The 23,240-nt window shown below is 57.6% G+C and carries 14 protein-coding genes; 7 read left to right on the forward strand and 7 right to left on the reverse strand.

Going from position 1 to position 23,240, the window contains the following annotated elements:
• Positions 1-170: 170 nt before the first annotated feature.
• The 3 genes from PSR62_RS17300 to PSR62_RS17310 are packed head-to-tail and all read right to left on the reverse strand — an operon-like array spanning position 171 to position 5,225.
• On the reverse strand, positions 171-3,008 hold the full coding sequence (locus tag PSR62_RS17300; protein WP_274404257.1) for a PSD1 and planctomycete cytochrome C domain-containing protein: 2,838 nt from the start codon (positions 3,006-3,008) through the stop codon (positions 171-173).
• Positions 2,995-4,668: a LamG-like jellyroll fold domain-containing protein gene (locus PSR62_RS17305; protein WP_274404258.1), complete on the reverse strand. Its 1,674-nt coding sequence runs from the start codon at positions 4,666-4,668 to the stop codon at positions 2,995-2,997. The genes PSR62_RS17300 and PSR62_RS17305 overlap by 14 nt, the downstream gene beginning before the upstream one ends.
• Positions 4,665-5,225, reverse strand: a complete 561-nt coding sequence (locus PSR62_RS17310) for a sigma-70 family RNA polymerase sigma factor (RefSeq protein ID WP_274404259.1) — start codon at positions 5,223-5,225, stop codon at positions 4,665-4,667. The genes PSR62_RS17305 and PSR62_RS17310 overlap by 4 nt, the downstream gene beginning before the upstream one ends.
• Before the next feature lie 217 nt (positions 5,226-5,442).
• On the opposite strand from PSR62_RS17310, the gene PSR62_RS17315 reads away from it, so the two are divergent.
• From PSR62_RS17315 to PSR62_RS17335, 5 genes are all read left to right on the forward strand, one after another.
• On the forward strand, positions 5,443-5,892 hold the full coding sequence (locus PSR62_RS17315) for a PH domain-containing protein (RefSeq protein ID WP_274404260.1): 450 nt from the start codon (positions 5,443-5,445) through the stop codon (positions 5,890-5,892).
• Positions 5,873-9,994 carry an ATP-dependent RNA helicase HrpA gene (hrpA, locus tag PSR62_RS17320; protein WP_274404261.1) on the forward strand — a complete coding sequence of 1,374 codons (4,122 nt, stop codon included), beginning with the start codon at positions 5,873-5,875 and terminating at the stop codon, positions 9,992-9,994. Before PSR62_RS17315 ends, hrpA begins: the two co-directional genes overlap by 20 nt.
• A gap of 4 nt (positions 9,995-9,998) precedes the next feature.
• Complete coding sequence (locus PSR62_RS17325; protein ID WP_274404262.1) at positions 9,999-10,586, forward strand: TVP38/TMEM64 family protein; 588 nt, start codon at positions 9,999-10,001, stop codon at positions 10,584-10,586.
• A 601-nt stretch (positions 10,587-11,187) separates the two neighbouring features.
• Entirely contained in the window at positions 11,188-12,225 is a 1,038-nt protein-coding gene (locus PSR62_RS17330; protein WP_274404263.1) for a hypothetical protein, read from the forward strand.
• A gap of 319 nt (positions 12,226-12,544) precedes the next feature.
• Positions 12,545-13,324 carry an RDD family protein gene (locus PSR62_RS17335; RefSeq protein ID WP_274404264.1) on the forward strand — a complete coding sequence of 260 codons (780 nt, stop codon included), beginning with the start codon at positions 12,545-12,547 and terminating at the stop codon, positions 13,322-13,324.
• An 807-nt stretch (positions 13,325-14,131) separates the two neighbouring features.
• On the opposite strand, the gene PSR62_RS17340 is transcribed toward PSR62_RS17335, so the two are convergent.
• Positions 14,132-15,292 carry a hypothetical protein gene (locus tag PSR62_RS17340; RefSeq protein WP_274404265.1) on the reverse strand — a complete coding sequence of 387 codons (1,161 nt, stop codon included), beginning with the start codon at positions 15,290-15,292 and terminating at the stop codon, positions 14,132-14,134.
• Positions 15,293-15,440: 148 nt separating this feature from the next.
• Positions 15,441-16,673, reverse strand: coding sequence for a bifunctional glutamate N-acetyltransferase/amino-acid acetyltransferase ArgJ (gene argJ / locus PSR62_RS17345; RefSeq protein ID WP_274404266.1), 1,233 nt, complete (start codon positions 16,671-16,673; stop codon positions 15,441-15,443).
• A gap of 154 nt (positions 16,674-16,827) precedes the next feature.
• On the opposite strand from argJ, the gene PSR62_RS17350 reads away from it, so the two are divergent.
• Together PSR62_RS17350 and PSR62_RS17355 are read left to right on the forward strand one after the other, a co-directional pair.
• A complete protein-coding gene (locus PSR62_RS17350; RefSeq protein WP_274404267.1) occupies positions 16,828-17,832 on the forward strand; it encodes an ABC transporter ATP-binding protein in 1,005 nt (334 codons plus the stop codon).
• Positions 17,832-18,815: an ABC transporter permease subunit gene (locus PSR62_RS17355; RefSeq protein WP_338020216.1), complete on the forward strand. Its 984-nt coding sequence runs from the start codon at positions 17,832-17,834 to the stop codon at positions 18,813-18,815. The genes PSR62_RS17350 and PSR62_RS17355 overlap by 1 nt, the downstream gene beginning before the upstream one ends.
• 70 nt (positions 18,816-18,885) lie before the next feature.
• Here PSR62_RS17355 and PSR62_RS17360 read toward each other — a convergent pair whose 3' ends face one another.
• Complete coding sequence (locus PSR62_RS17360) at positions 18,886-21,105, reverse strand: putative bifunctional diguanylate cyclase/phosphodiesterase (protein WP_274404269.1); 2,220 nt, start codon at positions 21,103-21,105, stop codon at positions 18,886-18,888.
• Positions 21,102-23,108 (reverse strand): Hpt domain-containing protein, encoded by a 2,007-nt coding sequence (locus PSR62_RS17365; RefSeq protein ID WP_274404270.1) that lies wholly within the window; start codon positions 23,106-23,108, stop codon positions 21,102-21,104. The genes PSR62_RS17360 and PSR62_RS17365 overlap by 4 nt, the downstream gene beginning before the upstream one ends.
• Positions 23,109-23,240 lie beyond the last annotated feature (132 nt).

The raw sequence follows: 23,240 nt of genomic DNA on the forward strand, positions 1-23,240 counted from the left end.
GTGTCAGTTGCAAATGTCCAAACCAGATTACCAGCACGTCCAGTGCCAATTGCCAACCAGTTGCCTCATCCGACAGGTCTTCGCGACCACAGAATCAAAAAAAGCCCACCTCAACACCGTTTTCGGCGTTGAGAGGGCTTGTGATCGCTCAATTTGCAGCATACCACCGGTCAATCGATGAACACAAATTCGTTGGCGTTGAACAACACCAAACACATGTCCGCGATCGCTCGCGTTTTCGCATCGACTTCCCAGGGTTTCAAATCGCTTTGATAGTCATCGAATGAAGGCAACCATTCGGTGTACTCGAACGGGCGACCTGAAAACTCTTCGACCAACGACCGTGTGATCTCGGTGGGATAGGTTCGCGGCTTTGGTTTGATTTGCGAATGGTATTCGGTCATGTCTTGCACGTATCGCTTCATACGCTGCATTTGGTCCTTGGTGGGCTGCCGCCCCAACGTCAACTCAAACGCTCGGTTGATGCGATCGGTCAACTGATCGGACTCGCGTTGCAATCGCACCGACATGGCAATCGATCGGTCACTCATCACGTCACTGTTCAACAATGTGAACGCTTGAGGCGAAACCGAGGCCGCATCGCGTACATCCGCCGAATCGTTCGGGTTGGGTTTGTTCAACACCTCCAAAAACGGATCGGCTTGCCCACGAACACGATACGAGTAGATCGATCGTCGATTGCGTTCTTCCGGCGTCCGCGAGGGTTGGTACGCGGGCGCGATCGAGAACTGAATCATCCGCGGTTCCAACGCGACTTCCATGTTGATCTCCGGCCGAGCGGGCAAACCACCGATCACAGGATTCAACTCACCCGTCACAGCCAACAAACTGTCGCGAACCTCTTCCGCCGTCATCCGTCGTGGTGAATAGCGTGCGAACCAAGTGTTGTCCAAATCCTTGCCTGCCTCAGGATGCTCGGCACTTCGACGATACGCATCTGATTGCAGGATCAAGCGATGCATCGACTTGATCGACCATCCGTTCTTCACAAACGTGTCGGCCATCCAGTCCAGCAATTCCGGATGTGTGGGCGTGGCACCTTTGACACCAAAGTTATTGGGCGTGGCAACAATGCCTCGGCCAAAGTGATGTTGCCAAATCCGGTTGACGATCGATCGGGTGCTCATCGGGTTGTCCGGATGAGCAATCCATTTCGCGAGCGCCAGGCGGCGTCCATTGAGCGTGTCCGGCAACGCATACGGATCGGTTTCCGGAGCACCCTCGACGGGCAGATTGCAACCGCTCAGCACACCCGGTGTCACGCGATCGCCTGGGGCGGCCAATGAACCACCGTTGAAAATGAACGACTCCGGACGCCAATCCTGATTGATCTTGCCGGGGGCCCGCAACTTGCGAGCGTTCATCCAGGTGTCTTGCGCGTTGACGACGGTCTGGACCATCGGTTGATAGCGTTCCAAGCGGCGGTTCCAAATCCAAACGTCTTGCTCACGGACCTTCAATCGGCCTTGTTCCATCTCGCTCAAACCCACCGCACGAGGTGGTTTCTCGTCATCGGAATCATCCTTGCGAGCGTTCAGGTTTTTGTACTCCTTGCCGTGTTCCTTGTACCACTCACGGGCCGCCTCTTCACGCTGGCGAGTCAATCGATCCGCACGCGTTTTGGCGTATTCATAGAGGGCCTGGGTTTGCTGCTTTCCTTCTTCAAACCCAGCCAAATTCTCTTCTGCCAAGAAGGGTGCTTCGGCCTCCACGGGCTGAGCCGTTGAGACAGCCGAGTACATTCGGTAGTAATCCTGCGTTGGCACGGGATCGAATTTGTGGTCGTGACACTTGCAACAACGCATCGGCATCGAAAGGAATGACTGGCCAATGCTATGCACCATGTCGTCTCGCAGAATCTGGCGGGCTTCTTCGAGCGGCACCATGGCGGTGTCCCAGGGGCCCATCCGCAAGAATCCCGTTGCGATCAGAGCTTCAATGCGATCGGGATCATCCACCGGCTTGTCCGCGTGCAGTTCATCACCTGCAATCTGCTCGACGATGAACTCGTTGTACGGCTTGTCTTCGTTCAAACTGCGGATGACGTAGTCGCGATAGCGCCACGCATTGGAACGTTCGTAATCGTTTGAAAACCCTCCCGTGTCGGCGTAGCGAACCACGTCCAACCAGTGCTGGCCCCAACGTTCCCCGTAGTGAGGGCTGGCGAGCAATTCCTCAATCAAATTGCTCCAGGCCGCCTCGGAATCCTGCTCCCACGCCGACAAAAACTCTCGTTTTTCAGTGGGTGTGGGAGGCAAACCCAACATGTCGAAGTAGACACGTCGAATCAACGTGCTGGGATCGGCCTCGGGTGCCGATTCCAAACCATTCTCATCCAACTTGGCATTGACGAACGCATCGACGCTGTTGTGTTCAAACTCGGTTTGGCGAGGCAGGAACGCCCACACCTCGTCCTTGTTGTAACGCCGATAGGTCCACTCATCGCCTTGTCCGCCGCTGGTTGCCATCAGAACGCCGTCTTCATTCTCGGCGACCATGGATTCTTCCTGACGAATCTCCTTTTGCCGTTCTTCGCTCGGCCAGGGCGCACCAGCATCGATCCACATCCGAACGATTTCAATTTGGGCCTCGTTCAGCCGATCGTTCTCCTTCGGAGGCATTTCCAAACCGTCCCAATTGACGGCCCAAAAGAACGGGCTGTCTTCGGCGTTGCCAGGAATGATTGCCGCTTCTTCGGATTCGCCGCCACGCAACAACGCCTCGCGAGTGCGAACGTCATAGTCGCCCTTGATGTTGTCGGCGTCGGTGCCGTGACAACCCAAGCACTTTTCAGTCAGCAGTGGCATGACCTTCAGTGTGAACAAACGCTCGATGTCTTCGGCGGAGTGGTTCGCATCCCCGGCGGGATGGACAGCATCTTGGGCGCGCACGATCGTGCCACCGCCCGCCGCAAACAGACCACCGCCGACCAATAGAGCTGAGAATGATGCGCGAATGAATCGCATCCATGAGTCACGGTTTGCCATGTTCAACCATTTCCTTGATTTCAGTGGGAGAAAGAGCAGCGGCGAAGATCGCCAGCTCGTCCATGCTGCCGTTCAGATTTCGAATGGCAAAATGTTCGTCGGGTTCCAACGGAGTGGACCAGTTCCCGATCGACGCCATTCCAATTCGAGTGGTGCGAACGAGTTGATGGTCGGGAATGTTGTCGACACTGAGAACATCCCCATTCAGATAATGCGTGGTCGTGCCAGCATCGACGTCGTAGACCACCGCCAGGTGCAACCATTGGCCGCTGAGCGATGGGTCCCAAAACGAGGGGGACAGTGCGACGTGGTGCGGCGGTCCGACGTTGGGTTGATCTTCATCTGCGGCCGTGGACGCTCGCACCGAAAAGTGAATTTGGCCGGTGTCGAGTATTTGCCAGTGCGGCTCGCCAAGCTGATAGCTGTCCGTCAAAAACAGCGAGTTGTACCAACGGTCTAGACTGTCGATGCGGACCCAAGTCGCCATCGTCAACGAACCAAATTCACCGGGAACGTTCACACGCACTCGATCGCCAGGGCGTTTGAACTGCAACGCCGGCTTGGCGTCCCAACGTCCCCTCGTCACAGCGGCACCAACGATCGCACCGTCCAGGTCTGGCTTGCGAGGAACGCTGTCGTTTGACAGAAAACGCTGACCTTTCAAGGGCGAATCCATTGCGAAGTAGGCAATCATTCGCGGGTCGCGACGCAGACGTTGGCTGGCTTCTCGCCATCGTTCATACCGTTCGTGTTGTTGGGTTTCTGCGAGCCGTTGCAACGCTGCCGCGTCGACGAAACGATCGGGAGTCATCGGGGAATCAACCAACCCGACGCCCGCCCCACTGCGCCGCTGCAACGATTTGCCCGCGGCCACCAACTGCGGCTGATCTTCATCGACCTGCAATTCAACTTCACCGTCAAAAACTTGTACATTCGAACCTTCTGCGGAAACCTCCAACCCAAACTCAGTCCCCAGGTCCACAACCTTCATGTCATCGGTTCGCACCACAAACCCTCGGGCCGCGGGAGGCACCTCGGCGCGAATGCGTCCGCGATGCATGATCGCTTCAGCGGCAGACACCAGTTCCATTTCCGCGGGGCCGTGCAAAACGACGGTCGCACCGTTCAAAAATTCGATCTGCGCCCAACCTGATTCCAAACGAACCGAACCAGGATTCAGAGCCGCATTGATACTGAGCGATTTTGAGGCTGATTCACCAACGCCTTGAATGATCGCGTCTTTCGCGTTGACCAACTGAGTGACCACGGCGATGCCCGACGACGTGGGTTCATCCGCCGAAACCCGAACCTTCGCGATTGCGGTATCGAAAACCGGACTGGCAGGACGAGTTTCGAGCTGAACCCATCGGAACGTGACCGCGATCAACAGCGCCGCCGCAGACGCGATCACCCACCGGTAAATTTGTCGCTCGGACCAATTTGTGCGTTTCGCTTCCGCCACTTCAACCTTTGGTTCGCTTTTCCACTGCGGTGGTGCTCCGTCTTGCAACGCGAGGGTTGTCATTTGCCAACGAGCAAACTTCGCTCGCGAATCGGGGTCGCGCCGCAACAATTCGTTCAGCTGCTCGCGTTCGTCGGATCTGAGCGTTCCTTCTTCGCTAGCCAGCAGCAATTCTTCGATTGATTTGGATGCACTCATGAGGCACCTCCGGTTGCCAAGCGTCGTTCAATGCATTCCGCCAATTGCCGGCGGACTCGCATCAACGTCACGCGAACATTCGAGCTTCCTTGACTCATTGAATTAGCGATTTGGTCGATCGTTTGTGATTCGAAGTATCGGTCTTGGATCAATTGCCGCCGTTTCTCGGGCAAGGAATTCAGACACTCGGAAAGAGCCGATTGAATTTCGTGCAAGCGTTCGGCCTCCGTTTCGACTTCGGTCGAGACCAACTCGGCGACATCGGCGTCGAGCAGCGAGGGAGCCCGCCGCTTGTCTCGCAAGTTCGAGAGCACCTGCAAGCGAGCGATTCCGAACGCCCATGGCAAGAACGGCTTGCCAACTTGGTAGTCCGCCTTGCGTCGCCAAAGCACCAAATTCGTCTCCTGCAGCACGTCCGCTGCCCGATTCGCATCGCCCATCAATGACTGGATGTACGCGCCAATCCGAGGCTGATGCTCCGTCACCAGCTGCACAAAGTGCTCCTCCGCTGATTCAGCGGCCAGGCGTTTCGCGGCGGGACGGGGGGGATCGGTCATGAACAGATTTTAATGGCGGGCATTGCGGTCTCACTCGCAATTGTGGCGAGATTGCGGTTCGTTACAAAATTCTGGCGATTTTTGTGAAGTTGTCCCCAAATTGGCGATTTTTGGGGGAATCAGCCCGAACTTTCAGGTGGAACTCGCTCTCTCAGCCAACAATCCGAGCAAGCTTGCCTCCGGTCAACAAAACGCCCGCGGCTGGTAAACTGCTCGAATGAGAAACACTGCCCCGCGCGTCTACCCATCCGCCGTCGATCGATGGCTGCTCGTTCTGCTGCTTGCCCCGATCTTCCTCGCCATCGCCTTCGCCGCCTACATGTTGAAGGAAGGCCGCGCGGACGAAGCCAGCACGATGATCCTTTTGGCCGCAACGATCGCAGCCGTGACGGGAGTGTTCACGATCCCGTGCCGCTACACGTTGCTGGACGATGCTCTCTCGATTCGGTGCGGACTGATCTGTTACCAAATCGCCTACACCGACATCACCGAAGCCGTTCCCTCGTCGACTTGGACCAGCGGCCCGGCGATGTCACTCAAAAGGGTGATTGTTCGCACCACCAAACGCGAACACATTCTTTCTCCCGAAGAACGAGAACGCTTCATCGAGGAATTGATGGACCGAGTCGCCCGATCGATCGAACAACGTGAATCAGAAACCAAGTAGCCCGCTGAAGCCCCACAGTCCCTCGCTGCCCAGCGACGCCGAACTCCCCCCCGTCGACCTGGCATCGACGGAAACGGGTTCGAGCGAACCTGATCAGGCAAGCTCGGATTCTCGCCCGGCCGATCCACCGATCAAAATCGAATACCCGGCCGAGTTGCCGATCACGGCGCATCGCGACGAGATCGTCGAGTTGCTCGCCGAACATCAAGTCCTGGTCGTCTGCGGCGAAACGGGCAGCGGCAAAAGCACGCAGCTTCCCAAGATGCTGCTCGATGCGGGAATGGGCGAACACGGCATGATCGGGCACACCCAACCCAGACGTTTGGCCGCTCGCAGCATCGCGACTCGACTGGCGGAGGAAACCGAAACCAAACTTGGTGGGGCGATCGGGTACCAGGTTCGCTTTGGCGATCAAACCAGCGATCGCACCAAGATCAAACTGATGACCGACGGGATCCTGCTGGCCGAAACCCGAAGCGACCGCGAGCTTCGCAACTACAGCGCGATCATCATCGATGAAGCCCACGAGCGTTCGCTCAACATTGATTTCTTGATGGGGTATCTGCGGCAACTGATCGATCGCCGCCCAGAACTCAAAGTCATCATCACGTCGGCCACCATCGATGCGGAACGCTTCGCAGAACACTTTGGCACCTACACCGAAGAAGCTGCCAGCGATCCAGACAACGACGCCAACGTCATTCCGGCCCCGATTCTGCAAGTCGAAGGTCGCGGTTACCCGGTCGAACTGCGTTACCTGCCATGGGAAGACGTCGCCGGCCAAGAAGCCGAAATCGACGGTCGGCACTACGATCTTTCGCGACACGTGATCGGCGGGCTCGATTCGCTTTCGCGCGACGGCAGCGGAGACACGCTGGTGTTCTTGCCCACCGAACGTGACATTCGCGAAGTCAGCCACCAGGTCGCTGGACACTACAAGCGAATGGGACTGACCAACCGAGTGGAGCTGTTGCCGTTGTACGCGCGGCTGCCGCAATCGCAACAACAAGCGATCTTTCACCCCAGCGGCAACAAACGCCGCATCATCTTCGCAACCAACGTGGCCGAGTCATCGCTGACGGTTCCGGGAATCCGATACGTGATCGATTCCGGAACCGCTCGCATCAGTCGCTACAGCGCACGAACCAAAGTCCAGCGTCTGCCCGTCGAGGCGATCAGCCGCGCCAGTGCCAACCAGCGTTCCGGTCGTTGCGGACGCGTCGGCCCAGGCATCTGCGTGCGTCTCTACAGCGTCGAAGACTTTGAAACCCGCGACGCCTTCACGACACCTGAAATTCGCCGCACAAACTTGGCCAGCGTCGTCCTGCAAAGCAAAACGCTGCGTCTCGGTCGTCTGGAAGAATTCCCGCTGATCGATCCGCCCCGTGCCGAAGCCATCCGCGAAGGCATGCGGACACTGCACGAACTCGGTGCGATCGACGAAGAAAAGGAGCTGACCGAAATCGGCTGGCAACTCGGACACCTGCCCGTCGACCCTCGCGTCGGGCGCATCCTGATCGCAGCGAAAGAGATGGGCGTGCTGCCGGAAGTCTTGCCCATTGCCGCAGCGATGGAAAATCCCGATCCTCGTGATCGACCACCGGAAAAACGAGCGGCGGCCGACGAGGCTCACTCCGCGTTCAAGGATCCTGAGAGTGACTTCCTTTCGCTGCTGAGATTGTGGCGGTTCTACGACACGATGCGGAGCGAACACAGCCGTGGAAAGCTCACGCGGATCCTGCGAAAAAACTTTTTGTCGCCGACTCGGATGCGAGAGTGGTCGGACGTCTATCGCCAACTCAAAGAAATGTCAGCCTCGATTGGCGAAGCCAAACGTCGCCGCTCGAAAAGTAAATCATCCACGCCGCAAAGTTCGGTGGGCAAGATTCGTTACGCCGACCTGGATCCCGCCAAAGCCGACCACGAACAACCCATTGTCGACTCGGACAAGTATGCCTTGGTCCATCAAGCCCTGATGACCGGTTTGCTTTCCGGGATCGCGATGGCCGGTGACAAAAACGAGTACACCGGTGCCGGCGGACTGAAGTTGTTCCTCTGGCCAGGCAGCGGAATCTTCGAAGCGAAACCCAAGTGGATTGTGGCTGCCGAATTGGTCGAAACCGCCAAGCAATACGCTCGGACCTGTGCCAAGATCCAACCCGGATGGATCGAGGCCGTTGCACCGCATCTGTTGAAGGCCTCTTACAGCGATCCGCACTGGAGCCGCAAAAGCGGCGGAGCGTTCTGCTACCAGCGTCAATCGTTGTTCGGTTTGCCTGTCGTCGTTCGCCGGCGAGTCCCCCTGGCGCCCATCGATCCGGCCACCTCGCGGGATTTGTTGATTCGCCATGGATTGGTCGAGAACGAATTGCCAACGACCGCGAAATTTGTTCGTCACAACCGACGTTTGATTGAATCGATTGAAAAGCTCGCGGCGAAAACTCGCCGCCGTGATTTAGTGGTCGACGACTATTCCCTGCTGTCATTTTACGCTTCGCGATTGCCCGAAGACGTCTGCGATCGGCCGCGGCTGGAAAAGTTCGACCGCCAAAGCCCGACGCCGGCTTGGGCCTCCAAACTGAATGATGACGTTGCACTGGCTGCTTGGTTGGCCGATCCTCCCCCCGCCGATCCCGACGAAGAAGATTCCGAGACGACGCCTTATCTGCGTCCGCAAGACATTGTGTCCGTCGACTCGGTTGCGATCGCTGAGGACGCGTACCCCGACGAACTGGCCGCCGGTTCATCTCGCTTGCCATTGCAGTATCACTTCCGTCCAGGTGCCGAGGACGACGGGGTTCACCTGACCATCCACGAGGCCGCGCTCCCGCAAGTCAGCGACGATGCACTTGGTTGGCTGGTCCCCGGTTTGCTGGAACCCAAGGTCATTGCGATGATTAAATCGTTGCCCAAACGATTGCGTCGAAACTTGGTTCCCGCCGCTGATGTTGCTGCCCGAGTCGTGGCAGAAATTTCGCAGCATCGCGACAAAGTGCCCTTCATGCCAACTTTGTGCGAGGCATTGACCCGTCACGCAGAAGTCCGGGTCGTGGCGTCCGATTTCCAAGACGAAAAGCTCGAACCTCATCTGCAGTTCCTTGTCAACGTCGTCGACGACACCGGCAACGTGATTGAGAAAACACGCGGAGTGGACGCAGTCAAAGCCAAGCTTGGCTCGCGGGTGATCGACGATGCAGAAGTCGCGGCCGCGGCCGGTGGCCCAGAAGCGGATTGGTCACGCGAGAAAATGACAACCTTTGAACTGGACGCGTTGCCTCGCGAGGTCGTTCGCAAACGCGGCGGCGTTCAGGTTGCCCAGTATCCCGGTCTGGTCGATCAAGGCGACTCGGTCTCGACCAAGTTGTTCTCCGACGAATCAACCGCGGAAGATGCAACCCGTCTGGGCATGATGCGGCTTTTCGCGATTGCTTGCCGGAAAGACCTGCGTGCCCAGGTCCGCCACTTGCCCGCTCTCGCGGAAGCCAAGATCAAACTGGCGCCAATCATCTCCTCCACGGTGATTGAGCCCGCCCTGGCCGACCTGATCGTTCGCGTCGCCTTGGTCGAAAGCCAACCTGGTCGCAAGCTGCCGGTGGTTCGAAAGCGAGCTGAGTTTGACGAACGCATCCAAATGGCGCCGCAGCGAATCGGTGAAGCCACGCAAGACATCGCCGTCTGGCTTGGCAAATTGACCGACGCGTATCACGCCATGCGTTGCCAATGGGAGGAGTCCAGTTCCTCCAAAATGAACGAGGTTCGCACCGACGTGATGCAGCAAATCGAATGGCTGGTGGCGGACCAGTTTGTCCAGTGGACACCATGGCAACACCTTCAACACCTGCCTCGCTATCTCAATGGCGTTGCCTACCGACTCGACAAGGCCGGTAGTGCAGCTTCGCGAGACGCGGACAGCCGGCAATTGATCGCTCGCTTGTGGCAACGATGGATGAATGGTTTGCCGGAAGATCGCCGCGATCCCAAGTCGCAATGCACCAGCGAATTTCGGTGGCTGATCGAAGAACTCCGCGTCAGCCAATTCGCTCAGCCCCTCGGCACCGCCGTGAAGGTGTCCGAAAAACGCTGCGAAAAGCTGTTGGGCTGAGCTCATGAACACCAGCGATCCCAGCGAAGCACAAACCTCCGACGATCCAGCGCCGCTCTGGAAACGCATCCTTCGTGTGGCACTGCCAGTTGTGTTGCTGGTCGGATGCTGGTTCGCATTTCAAACCAGTGGCAATGACCTGCGAGAGATGCATCAACGCCTTGGCTGGATCGCACCCGTCGTCACCGTGCCCCTGCACGCCGTGGTCGCGGCTGCACCGGTTCCCTCCGATGTGATCGTGATCGCCAACGGAGGTTTGTACTCCTACCCCTTTGCCGTCTTCCTTGGTTGGCTGGGATGGTTCCTCGGTTCGCTCTTGGAGTTCTTCACCATTCGTTTGTTGACCGGTGTGGAATCCGCCGAAGACTCGCGAAAGAAGATGCCGACATGGTTGTCCCGTTGGCCCGCTGGAAGCCCCTGGTTCCTCGTTCTCGGTCGTCAAATCCCTGGCGTGGGTGCTCACCTGACCGCCGGGGTCGCGGCAGCTGGCGGGGTCTCCGCAAAACGTTATTTGGTTTGGACCGCCATCGCCATCGTCCCCGGCGCACTGCTGCTCTCCGCGATCGGTGCTCATCTGCTTGGCAGTGCTTAGCGACACGGCACAAGCGAAGCAGGTACGCAGGAATGTCTGGGTTTGTGGAGCGAATTGCTTTGAACAAGTTCTGTTGCACGAATTTTCTGCTGCAGGACTTCGCCCCAACGGGGCAGCCCTACGACAGCCCAGGGCAACGCCCTGGGTAGCAGCGACGAGACCAAGATTACAAAGCCCCAAATCGGCGGTCCTAGCTTCCGCAGGCCAACGTTCGCGCCGGTTCAACGTGGGAACCGTGGCTAACGCCAAGGCGGCTCACAAATCCGTCGTGACCTGTGTATTTGGTTAGCCGGTCCTAACCGATCACCGCCGCACCTGATCGACTTTCTGCCATCCATGAAACGTTTTCGAGCACCGTAGCGACGCCCCATCGGCCAATCGCTCGCGGCTGATACCGCATCGGTGCGTAGATCCACCCATCTTTGCAACCTCCCTCCTGCTTTGTTGCCAGTTTTGGCTTTCCGGAACACCGCTTGCGTCAGTTGCTCTCCCAACGAAGACACAAACGGGGCATTCCCATCGGACGTGTCGACTGCTGCGAGCCTTGCTTTCAAATGCGTCGTCGCCCGTGCCCCATCACCCCACAACAAAGGAAAACAACATGAGAAAATTCATCAACTCCGCCGCATTTTTGGGCTTCGTCGCCACGGGCACCATGGCAAGCGCACAAGGTGTTCTGAACAATGCTGCGAACCAGGTTGGCAATGCAGTCAGTCGGACGGCTGGTCAAGCTCAGAACGTCACGCGTGGAACGGTGAACAATTTCCGCAATCGGGTCGATGATGCCGCAGCGAGTTCCAGCCCACAATCGCACGGGGCCGCAGCCAATCAAATCAACCAGCATGGAAACTTCGATGCTGCCCCTGGTGTGCGAGTCCATGTCGATCACAACGCAAATGTGGGAATTCATCCTCATGAGCAGGCGACTCACGCCCCACATCGGATGCAGCACCAGCAACACCATCATCCTCCGACGCACATGAGGGGCTCGCTTGGACATCATCGTGGTGTTTCGGCTCACGGAATGCATCATCAGTCCATCCAACACGGGCAAGGTGTTGTTCACCACGGGCAATCTGCGCACAGCGTGTACACGCTGCTTCATGACAACAACGGGCGTGAGTTCATCTGCGTTGGCGGTCAACGTGTCTACTTCGACAACGGCATGACCAGCGATTCCGCCGGTCAAGAAGAACGCTACGAAGCTGGATACGGAAACCAGGACCAAGATGAACCAATGAGTTCACCACAATCAAACGCAACGCCGCAAGATGGCGTTGCAGGCTCGGCCGACTCCAGTTCGTCTGCTGATGCGGATACCGCAACAGCAACCGCTGTTGCAGGAGCGTCCGATGTCACCAATGCCGAGGTGTCATCCGAAACGAATGCGAACGCCGGATCGACTACCGATCACGACGACAAAGCCAACACCGATGCCCGTGTGGGAAACCAAACGCAAGCCCGGGCTGGAAGTGATGTCAACGCTGACTCGGAAACCAATTTGGATGCGGGCCTGACCCCGAATCAGGATGGAGCAGCGAGCACCGAAGTGAACTCGAACCTGAACGGTGCGAGCAACGCTTCCGATGCCAAATCACAAGTGGAAACTGCGACCAATCTGGGTGACACGATTCAGTAGTCTCCCCCTCGCTACTTCGCCGTCACGCGGCCTTGAAAACGAAGACGCCCGGTCACTCCTCGTGAGTCCTGGGCGTTTTTTCATTGAAATTTCTCAATTTTGCAGGGGCGTCGAAAAGCTACCGAACGAACTCAAATCGCACCTCAAAATCGTCTGCCTTTCCGGCCAGCCGTCGATGAACGCGACGAGTTGAATCAACCGGCCTGAGACTCGACCAATCAATTGGGTTATCATCACCTTCGTCGCGATACGATTCGTGAAGAAATTGGCTGTTCCCGGAACGCGAGTCCTGGAACCAAATGGATGGGAATGATCTCCGATGAAATTGAAATGCCCGGGTTGCTCAAAGCTACTTCAAGTCCCCGACACAGCCGCCGGAAAGACAGTGAAGTGTCCTTGCGGCAAGCAATTGCGAGTGCCCGCTCCCAAGGGGACCTCCCCTGCCGGTGCCGCGTCCCCTGCGGCGAGACCAACCGCTCCCGCCCGTCGGCCACAACCCGCCGCCAGCCCACTGGGCACGGACGCTGGATTGTTCGACGAACTCACTGAGACCGATTTGGGGCCCGTGGCAGTGACCCCTCAACCTGGTCTCAAACCTGTCGCATCCAGTGCAGGAGGGCACAATCCCTACGCGACTTCGCTGCACGAGGCATCCGATGCGGGCCCTGTGTCGACTGACAACTTTGCATCTCAGAACAAACGCTTGGCAAACTACCTCTTGGATTGGGTGTTTGTCCAAGTCTTTTCATTCGGGATCGGCCTCGCTGTCGGAATCGTGTTCGTTGTGATGTATGGTCCCGAAATGACGCCCGACCAAGACGCGAGGATGACGCTCGTTTCGATGGTCTTGGGCTTCGGATTCTTCGTCTTCTACTACGTGGTGATGGAAGCGTTGTTCGGCGCCACGCTTGCCAAGTTCATCACGAAGACACGCGTTGTCTCGGTGGATGGCGGAAAAGCCGGCTTCGGGAAAATCCTCGGGCGCAGTTTGGCCCGGATGATCCCTTTCGACCCACTCTCTTACCTTTTCGGTGACACGCGAGTCGGTTGGCACGACAGTCTTTCCGGCACACGCGTGGTCAACATCAAAAAGGCCTAGTTCCATAAGGTGCAGTTCCATAAGGTGCCATCCACCTTTTGAAATGTGCAGGCGTCGAGAATGGAGAGCGAATCTCACGGGGGCATCGCAATATTCAGGCGAGTAGTTCCATAAGGTGCCATCCACCTTTTGAAAAGTGCAGGCGTCGCGAATGGCGAGCGAATCTCACGGGGGCATCGCAATTTTCCGGCGAGGATCGTGAGCTCAGTGGCTCCGCCTCTCAATTGAGGTCGTTGGAGCGCAGCAGAGTAGAACAGTTGTCCCCAACAGTTCCATAAGGTGCCATCCACCTTTTGAAAAGTGCAGGCGTCGCGAATGGAGAGCGAATCTCACGGGGGCATCGCAATATTCAGGCGAGGATTGCACGCTCAGTGGCTCCGCCTCTCAATTGAGGTCGTTGGAGCGCAGCAGAGTAGAACCGTTGTCCCGAACTGTTTCGTCGCCCCTTGCACCACTGCGAAGAATGACACGTGCTTTGACCTTGCTGCTCAAGCGAAGCACGCTGCGGCTTGGACTTGGCCGCGGTGGTGATGGCGGCCGGTTCGTTCTGCGTCCGCTTTCAGCGATTCAGGGCGACCGATGCAGCTCAGCGAATAAGGTGCCAGCCACCTTTTGAAAAGCGCAGGCGTCGCGAATGGAGAGCGAATCTCACGTGGGCATCGCAATTTTCCGGCGAGGATCGTGAGCTCAGTGGCTCCGCCTCTCAATTGAGGGCGTTGGAACGCAGCAGAGTAGAACAGTTGTCCCCAACTGTTCCGTCGGCCTATGCACCACTGCGAAGGATGACGCGTGCTTTGACCTTGCTGCTCAGGCAAAGCAGGCTGCGGCTTGGACCTGGCCGCGGTGGTGATGGCGGCCGGTGCGTTCTGCATCGGCTTTCAGCGATTCAGGGCGACCGATGCAGCTGGTTTTGCCAAAGTATTTCTGCCAGTCCCACACCAAGTCTCGCCACATCGAAGCGTCGATTCCGACTTCCGAGAGCGTTTGGGCGAGACGCTTGGGCAGTTCAGCCGCTCGGCAGGCAATCGGTTGCGCCGCGGTCCAGTCCAGCAACCGTTTGTAATCGCTCCAGCGGATGTTCAAGAATCCGCGATCGCTGCTGCGGAGCCCTTTCGTGTGGACTTGCGGTTCGGTGGACAGTTTGGTTTCGCTCAACGTCAGAGGGCTCAACCATTCGTCTCGCCGGATCCGTTTGCCGGTTGGATTGCGTCGCTTCGCCCTGCGTTTTTCCTGAAGAACTTCGACGGGCGTTTCTCGGATTTCTCGTCCAGCTTCTTCCGTCGGAATCGGTTTCAGATCAAAGGCGGCCGAAGGGATTCGTTCGCCCTTGCGAGCTTCGATCCGGTCGTAGGCACTGGTGTGCGGGCTGGTCTCGGGAGTCGCCGTCATCGCTGCACGGACCGGGTTCAGATCAACGTACATGCTGCAGGCGAGCAAGCCTGCCTCGTCGACGATTTTCTGTGCTTTGAAGCGACCTTCCCAAAATCTGCCGGTGCACTCGTCCTGTTTGTTTGCCAGTCGGGCAATGGGTTCGGCCAAGGCTCTCATGTACCAAGAGATGTCTGACAAGCGGCGACGGATTTCAGTCAGCCGCTCTTTGTTGCGAACCAGCATTTGCACATCGTTTTCAGTCGGCTCGGCCAAGTGTTCTTCGAGGCGTCGACCGGGGAACACACGCAGCCAGCGAATCGCAACTTCCTCGTCGCTCCATTGAGCACAGACATCCGGCCGGTTGCGGAGAATCTGATGCATGTGATTGCTCAACACCGCGTACGAAAGCACATCGACCGCGAACACCGAAGCCAGAGCTTCCATCCGCCGGCGAATCCATTCCCTGCGGAACGAGAAATCCTTGCCGGTCGCCTGGTCGACACCTGCAAGAAAGGCGCGTCGCACACATCGCTGGACCACGTGCACGATCCCCACTTCGCTGGGATCAAACTGTTCGCTTCGCTGAGGCCGCGGCATCGCTCTGCTCTCCAGTGGGATTGGCAAGACAAAAGCATCGTATGCATCGCCGCAGCAAAGTCAAATCAAGGTGGATGGCACCATATGGAGGACGAAGGTGGATGGCACCATATGGTGGTCAAGGTGGATGGCACCATATGGAGGACGCTCAGGTCGTGTACAGCGAATTGAAACGCACGTAGGCCTCGGTCAGATCGCTGGCCCAGAACGATGCCTTGCCCGGCCCGTCGCCGACCTTCAAGTCGGCCAGCACCTCGGAATTCGCCTTCATGGCCTGGCTCAATTTCGCGGCGTCGATCGAAAGTGGCGTTCCATTTTCAAATACCGTTACACCGTCCATCACGAGGCTGGTCCGCTCCGGTTGAATCTTGGGACCAGCGTAACCCGCGGCCGAAACAATCCGGCCCCAGTTCGGGTCCCCGCCCGTGATCGCGGTTTTCACCAAGGGACTGGCCGCCACCGTCTTCGCAATCACCAGGGCGTCCTTGTCGTTGGCCGCACCTGAAACACGAACCTCGAAGAAACGAGCCGCGCCTTCACCGTCCGCCACCAGCATCTTCGCCAGTTGCAAAGCGACTTGCGTGGCGGCTTCTTGCCAAACCGACAATTCGTCCTGACTCAGCTCCTGTGCGTTGTCGGATTCCGACATTCCCGTGCAGACCAACATCACGGTGTCATTGGTGCTGGTGTGCCCGTCCACGCTGACTCGGTTGAAGGTTTCGCTTGCGATCTGTTTCAGCGAAGCCTGCGCGGCATCCGGGCCAATCGGTGCGTCAGTCATCACGACGCCCAACATGGTCGCCATGTTCGGAGCGATCATGCCGGCACCTTTGCACATCGCTGCGATCCGGTATTCATGGCCTCGCAGCGTCACCGTTTGACTGACCGTTTTGCGAAACTGATCGGTGGTGCAGATCGCATCGGCGGAAGCCAAAAAGTCGGCTTCCGAATCCCCCAGGTTGCCAGCCGCGATTTCGATTCCCGCTCGGACCTTCGCCATGGGCAACGGTTGTCCGATCACGCCCGTGCTCATCACCATCACGTCCGTCGCGTCGCACCCGGTCAATTCTGCGGCGAAGTCACACATCGCTTTCGCATCCTGCATGCCTTGCTCACCAGTGCAGGCGTTGGCATTGCCACTGTTGGTCAGCACCACGCGTCCCGTCGACGTCGGCGTCTTTGATCGCGTCAGCACGACGGGCGCGGCAACGATCTGGTTCGTGGTATAGACTCCAGCCATCACGGCCGGTCGATCCGTGACAATCAACGAGACGTCTGGTTTTCCACTGGCCTTGATTCCGCCGGCCGCACCGGCAAAACGGATTCCTTGAGGAAGTGCAGGGGGCGTTGGCGGGTCGTTTTGCGCTGCGTTTTCCGTCATGCTATTCCGTCGAGTTGGTTGGTGAACGGGATCTGACCCAGAGGTTGATTGACAACAATCGACAATGCGGTGCCGAATCCAATTTGGTTCCGATCCCTCGCCGAGCTCTCAGCGTCCAAGTTTCGTCCTCACAAACAGTTTCCACAAGTCGCCAGTGACCGCCGTTTTGAAACCGTCCGACGCCTCCCTCTCTGACCCCCACACGGGCGATTTGGTTCGCTGCGAAAATCTGACCAAGCGCTACGGTGATTTCACGGCATTGTCCGACTGCAGCCTCAAGGTGCGTCGCGGAGAAGTGTTTGGCTTGCTGGGCCCCAATGGAGCCGGAAAAACTACCCTGATTCGAACGCTGCTGGGATACTTGCACCCCACATCGGGAAGGTGCACGATCGATGGGTTGGATCCCGCAGACGATGCTGTGGCCGTTCGTCGACAGGTCGCCTATCTGCCCGGTGACGCTCGATTGCCACGGCACATGCGAGGCAAAGGGTTGCTGGAATTTTTCGCAGAAATGCATCCTTCGGGCGATCGAACGCGTTCCTTCGACGTCGCTGAGCAACTCGAACTCGATCTTTCCCGCCGCGTTGCGTTCATGTCGACTGGGATGCGTCAGAAACTCGCCCTGGCCGTCGTCTTGGGGCCCCGCACGCCGTTGTTGATCCTGGACGAGCCGACTGCGAATTTGGATCCGACGGTGAGAGCCACGGTGCTGGATTTGGTCTCATCCGAACAGAGGCTCGGACGAACCGTGATGTTCTCCTCGCACGTGCTCAGTGAAATTGAGCAAACCTGCGACCGAGTTGCTTTCCTTCGCAAAGGCCACCTGGCCCACGAACTGGCACTGGAAGATTTGTTCCAGCGGCATCGCGTGACCGCGCGACGCACGGACGCCTCCCTGGAAGCGATTCCCATCCCATCCGAACTCGCCAAGTGGATTGGCGGAATCACCCCAACTGACGATCGCCTGCAAATCAGCACAGCAGGTGACTTGGCCCCGGTGCTGCCATGGTTGGCGACGCTCCCAATCGAACAAGTCCGCATCGAACCATTAGGACTGCATGCCATCTACCAATCCGTGCACCTGGGCGAAACACTCCCGCAACTTCAACCGCTGGCTGCCACGGTTCCCGGTTCGCCAACATCCGAGGGAGACCTATGATGCATTGGCGTGACATCGGAATCGACCGGATGCTGATCCGAAAGTTCATTGGGCAATCCAGCTTGCTGTTTTCAGCCTTGGCCGTGGCCTTGTTCGCGTTTGGATGGGTGCGAGTCTGGGTGGTGAAGTTGCTGGACATGGGCCAATTCCAAACCATCCTGGAACAGTTCCGCGACTACGAAAAGTTTGCCCCCATCGAGTTCGACGCGTTGTTCACCTATTCCGGTCGTGTGGGCATGACGTTTGACGAACCGATCGTGATTCTGTGCACCGTGATCTGGTGCATCGCTCGCGGCAGTGACGTGGTCAGCGGCGAACTTGGGCGTGGCACCTTGGAAATGCTGCTCAGCCAACCGATCAGTCGGGCTCGTTTCATGCTCTCACACGCCGTGGTCAGCATTGGTGGATTGATCGCCTTGTGCTTGGCCCTCTGGGCAGGAATGGCCGTGGGCGTGCACCTGACAACGCTTTCCGAAACAATTCCACCGCCTTCGGTTCGCGTGCCGTTCCTGGGATTCGAACTTCCGTTGACCAATGACCCGCCCGTCGAACAGACGTTCCCGATGAGCGACCGAGTGGACTTGAGGATCTACACCGCATCGGTGTTTCACTTGTTCGCGTTCGGATTTTTCTTGCTTGGTTTGAGCGCCTGCTTCAGCAGCCTGGATCGTTATCGCTGGCGGACGATCGGGGCGGTGATGACTGTCTATGTGATCCAGCTGATCATGTACGGACTCGGCAAAGCGGCTGAACCGCTTGCGTTCCTACAGGGAATGTCCTTCTTCAACTGTTACAAACCGCAGCAAATGACGTCGCTGATTCGCGATGGAAGTCTCTGGTCACCGTGGAGTCTCTCGGTGCCGTTGGACGGTGGTTGGCTGCCACCGCTGGGATACCCGATGCTGCTGTTGGGGCTGGGGGTGGCGTGCTACATGATCGCGTTGGTCGTCTTCACCCGCCGCGATTTGCCCGCACCGCTTTAGCCACTGCCGGGACCGTCCGGTCCGGGGATCACCAGTGCCTGGGATCGAAGTTGCGTTGCGATCGAATGGTTCACAACCAGTGATGATTGATCATCTCGCTGGCGACATCCGGTTTCAACGGGTGCGAGAAGTAGAACCCTTGCACGAAATGGCAACCGAGGTCCTGCAAGCATCGTAGTTGTGCTTGCGTCTCCACGCCTTCCGCGACCACGTTCAATTCCAAGCTTTTGGCCAGCGCCAGGATCGAGCGAATCAACGCTGCGTTCTTGTCCGAATCAAACATCGAATCAACGAACGACCGATCGACTTTCAAGATGTCCAGCGGCATGCGGTGCAAATACGACAACGAGGAATACCCCGTCCCAAAGTCGTCGATTCCGATCGTCAGCCCAATCCTTCGCAAATCATGCAGCAATTCAATTGTGCTTTCGGGGTCCTGCATCAACAGGCTTTCGGTCACTTCCAGTTTCAGGCACTCGGGCTGCAGTTGCGTTTGTTCCAAGGTTTCGGTCACGGCTTCGACGAATCCCGACGCTGACAACTGGCGGACAGAAACATTGACGCTGATCATGATCGGGCGGCCAAACTCCGCCTGCCATAGCTTGGCTTGCTGACAGGCCTTGCGAAGCACCCACTTTCCAATTTCAACGATCAGCCCGTTGGATTCTGCAATCGGAATGAACATGTTCGGGGACACGGTTCCGTGCTCGGGGTGTTCCCACCGCAGCAAGGCTTCAAAACCTGCCGTCGTTCCGTCGCAGAGCTGAACCATGGGTTGGTACAACAATGTCAGTTCATCTCGGTCGAGTGCATGCCGCAGTTGTGACCCGAGTTCCAACCGCAGCATGTTCTCCGCCAACATGTCATCGTTGAAGATCGCATACGGCAACTCCGACTGGTTCTTCGCGAAGTACATGGCCGTGTCGGCGCGGACCAATAATTCTTCCGCGGTCGCCTGAGGTTTGCCGGATTCCGGATCAAATTCCGAAACCGCGATCCCCATGCTGGCCTGAGTCAAAATTTCACGATCGCCCACCGGAAACGGGGAACGCATTTTCTCGTGCAAACGCATCGCTACCGCGACGGCTTCATCGACGTGGCGGATATTCTCCAGCAACACTGCGAATTCGTCCCCGCCCATTCGAGCGATGATGGCATCGGACTTTCGCAGGGAGGTGTCCAACCGCGACGCGATGCTGACCAGAAAATCATCGCCGGCGTCATGGCCAAAGTGATCGTTGACCAGTTTGAAATCATCCACGTCCATGAAGATGACCGCAAATCGGTTTTGCGGGTTGCGGGACTGATGATCGACCGAACGTTGCACGCGATCATTGAACAGCATGCGATTGGGAAGTCCCGTCAGTGCATCGGCGACCTTGCCTTCCGTGATGTCTGTCAACGAGCCCGCGATCCGGTACGCAGATCCGTGGGAATCTTTGACCGCCAACCCTCGGCACAGCATCCAGCGATAGGTTTGTTTCCCATCCTGCATGCGGAGTTCGGTTTCGAAGTGGTCCGTTTCTCCGCAGAGATGGGCCTCGAGATCCAACTGCACTCGGCGTCGGTCTTCATGGTGAATCAAGTCCATCCATTCCGAACCGTGCGGGGTCCAGCTCGCACCATCCAGGCCAACCATGCATCGCCAACGTGGCGACAAATACAGTTCGCCGGTGACGAGGTTCCAGTCCCACATCCCATCGTTGGTCCCGCGTGCTGTCAGCGCATATCGTTCTTCACTTTGCTGCAACCGCTGCAAGGCCGACTTCAGTTGCAACTGCGTGGCAATGCGTGCGAGCGTGGCGGCGGGATCCAGAGGCTTGCAAACATGGTCATTGGCACCACTGTCAAACGCCCGAAGAACTTCGTCGGGATCACTTGCCGAGGTCACCATCACGATGGGCAACTGCGACAAATCCATCATCTGGCGAAGCAAACGCGTCGTCCGAAACCCATCCAGGTCTGGCAAATCGACATCCATCAACACCAAATCAACGTGCTGTTGCTGAATCGTCAAAATGGCTTCGCGCCCGCTCGCTGCCGCCAGAACCTTGTACCGACGGTACTGCAACATCTGGATCAGGGTTTCCCGTGTCGACTCATCACCTTCCACCACCAAAATGGTTTGTGTGTCCGAGTGGATCGCGACCGGGACAGCGCCCACATTTCCAGTCGCGGGATCGGCCGCCACCAACGATGCATCGCTTGGCGAAACAGCGGTGAACGCCAGACTCTCGGCAGCATCCAACTGTTGCAACACACTCATTGGATCCGATTGGAACGTGCTCATGACGTTTCCTCCAACAGCGACTGCATCAATTCAATCGTCTGAGTGACGCGATCTGCCAACGCGTCCACGCAAGCGTTCACACGCCGGCTGTCTCTCGAGATTGCATGTGCCTTCAGTTCCGTCGTCAACTCCGCCACGGCCGTCAAGGAATGATCTTTGGCAGCTCCTGACATTTGATGCGCCAACCGTTGGACGGAATCCAAATCCCCACGTTGAACAGCTGAATGGATCTCGTCGATGCGTTTCGGCATCGAGGCACACATCACCTCCATCACCACCGCAGACAAAGCAGGATCACCGCCACATTCGTCCTGCAACGCATCCAGACCGAGAAGCATCGACGCCTCCAGCAACTCCGTGTTGGAAGATGACGTGCCCCCGCCATCGTCGTCCGCGTTTGCGGTGACCAGTCGTTCGATTGGGAAGACCGACCGTTCTTCCTTCACCACAATGTCGTGCAGTGGCAGCGAGTGGCACTGTTCACAACTGTTGCTGGAACTTGGGGCGTCGGAATGGATCGCGCCAATCATGGCGGTGCGAAGACAACCTTGGCGAATGGGTTCAGAAACCGTCCACACCCAATCTGGCGTTCGCAGTCGTTGTTGGAAACTGGATTGGCATTTTGTTCCGCGTGATTGAATCCGAATGTTGGCAGAAGTGGCCAGCAGCTCCATCGTTTCCTTCGAAAGCGATTGCCGTGTCGCAAAGATGGCCTCATCGATCAAAATCGCGTCGAACTTCTGCCCCATTTTCTCATTGATTCGAATCCGCTGCAGCGCAACATCCAGTTCATCACAGTTGGAGGACGCGATCTTCCAACCCGCTAAAATCTCAGTCAGTGCATCCCGGGTCGCGGTGTGAGCTGTCACGATCAACACGCGAGTGTGTTCACCAAGAACAGTCTCGGGGTGTTGGTCAGACTGCAGGTCCGTGTCTTCCACCAGGGTGGTCTCAAAGGAAACCTCCAAGCAGCCGGACGGCAAAAATCGCGGCGTCAAACCGCTGTGTAAACGTTGGGCGTAGCGAGAGGCGATTTTCCACTCGGAGGGAAAATGCTCTGGGTCAAACTGTTCTGCCGCAGTCTCTTCTGGCGTCCAAGGATGCCCAGCCATCCGGATCGCGAAGACTGCCCGACTGTTGCTCTTTGCCACCACAATTTTGACGTCACCCCAGTCGGTGTGGGAGGCAGCGTGATGCAACAGGTTTGCCAAAACACAGTGGATGGTTTGCAAATTGCCTCGTACAACCGTGGGCAAACCGTGATCGATTTGGACCGTGATTCGCCGCCCTGCACGGTGAATTTCGGGGGCAACCGATTCCGCCAGGTCTTCCACCAATTCACAGAGCCGAAACCCTTGTCGACGTTCTCTGACGGCCTGCTTGCCAGGATCGACCACGTCGTCAGCATCCAAGGTCGAATCCGATTCCGACTCCAAGTCCACCAGGTGCTCGATCGTGTCACACAGAGCGTTGGTCATGCAGGCGGAGTCACTCGCCCGAATCGATTCACGCACGCGTCCAAGTGACCAACGAACTTGATCGCATAATTCGATCAACTGAGCCTCTCGCGCCGCTGCGGTGGCATTGGCGGTCGCCAGCATTGCTTCGCTTTGAGAGTGACTGGCCGTCACATCGTGCACCGTTCCCAACCACTGTTCCAAATGCCCCGTGCCATTACGAACCGGAATCAGCGTTTCCACAAACCAACGCGTCTGCCCCGCCACGCGGACCTTGGATTGGCACTGGGTGATTGGGAGATTGCGATCAAAGTACTCGCGAAACATGCGACCGTTGCGACTCGAGGGCGAATGCCACGGAACAACCTGACGCGGTGACTTTGTCGAATCATCGCCCTTTGCCTGCAGATCGTTGATCGATTCGATTGCCAGGATCCGAAGCAACGTCTCATTGGCTTCGATCATTCGCCCCATTTCATTGAGACGATAGTACCCAAGCGCACTCGGAGGTGCCGTGGGAACGTCAATTCGATCGGACGAGGGCATGAGAAGAATCGAGCGGGGCAGCAGGGAGCGCAATCCGAATTCGGACGATCAAGGGGCGGATCGCCAAACTCAAACTGCTATTGGGGCACGCTACAAACATGCCAGCCAATTGCGGGGGGCACGCTGACCGCA

Source organism: Rhodopirellula sp. P2 (assembly GCF_028768465.1).
Taxonomy (GTDB): Bacteria; Planctomycetota; Planctomycetia; order Pirellulales; family Pirellulaceae; genus Rhodopirellula.

Excerpts from the sequence above, each read along its gene's own strand:
- PSR62_RS17305 (WP_274404258.1), bottom strand. The coding sequence starts at position 4,668 with ATGAGTGCATCCAAATCAATCGAAGAATTGCTGCTGGCTAGCGAAGAA.
- PSR62_RS17360 (WP_274404269.1), bottom strand. The coding sequence starts at position 21,105 with ATGAGCACGTTCCAATCGGATCCAATGAGTGTGTTGCAACAGTTGGAT.
- PSR62_RS17300 (WP_274404257.1), bottom strand. The coding sequence starts at position 3,008 with ATGGCAAACCGTGACTCATGGATGCGATTCATTCGCGCATCATTCTCA.
- PSR62_RS17355 (WP_338020216.1), top strand. The coding sequence starts at position 17,832 with ATGCATTGGCGTGACATCGGAATCGACCGGATGCTGATCCGAAAGTTC.
- PSR62_RS17315 (WP_274404260.1), top strand. The coding sequence starts at position 5,443 with ATGAGAAACACTGCCCCGCGCGTCTACCCATCCGCCGTCGATCGATGG.
- PSR62_RS17330 (WP_274404263.1), top strand. The coding sequence starts at position 11,188 with ATGAGAAAATTCATCAACTCCGCCGCATTTTTGGGCTTCGTCGCCACG.
- argJ (WP_274404266.1), bottom strand. The coding sequence starts at position 16,673 with ATGACGGAAAACGCAGCGCAAAACGACCCGCCAACGCCCCCTGCACTT.
- PSR62_RS17335 (WP_274404264.1), top strand. The coding sequence starts at position 12,545 with ATGAAATTGAAATGCCCGGGTTGCTCAAAGCTACTTCAAGTCCCCGAC.
- PSR62_RS17310 (WP_274404259.1), bottom strand. The coding sequence starts at position 5,225 with ATGACCGATCCCCCCCGTCCCGCCGCGAAACGCCTGGCCGCTGAATCA.
- PSR62_RS17340 (WP_274404265.1), bottom strand. The coding sequence starts at position 15,292 with ATGCCGCGGCCTCAGCGAAGCGAACAGTTTGATCCCAGCGAAGTGGGG.
- PSR62_RS17365 (WP_274404270.1), bottom strand. The coding sequence starts at position 23,108 with ATGCCCTCGTCCGATCGAATTGACGTTCCCACGGCACCTCCGAGTGCG.
- PSR62_RS17325 (WP_274404262.1), top strand. The coding sequence starts at position 9,999 with ATGAACACCAGCGATCCCAGCGAAGCACAAACCTCCGACGATCCAGCG.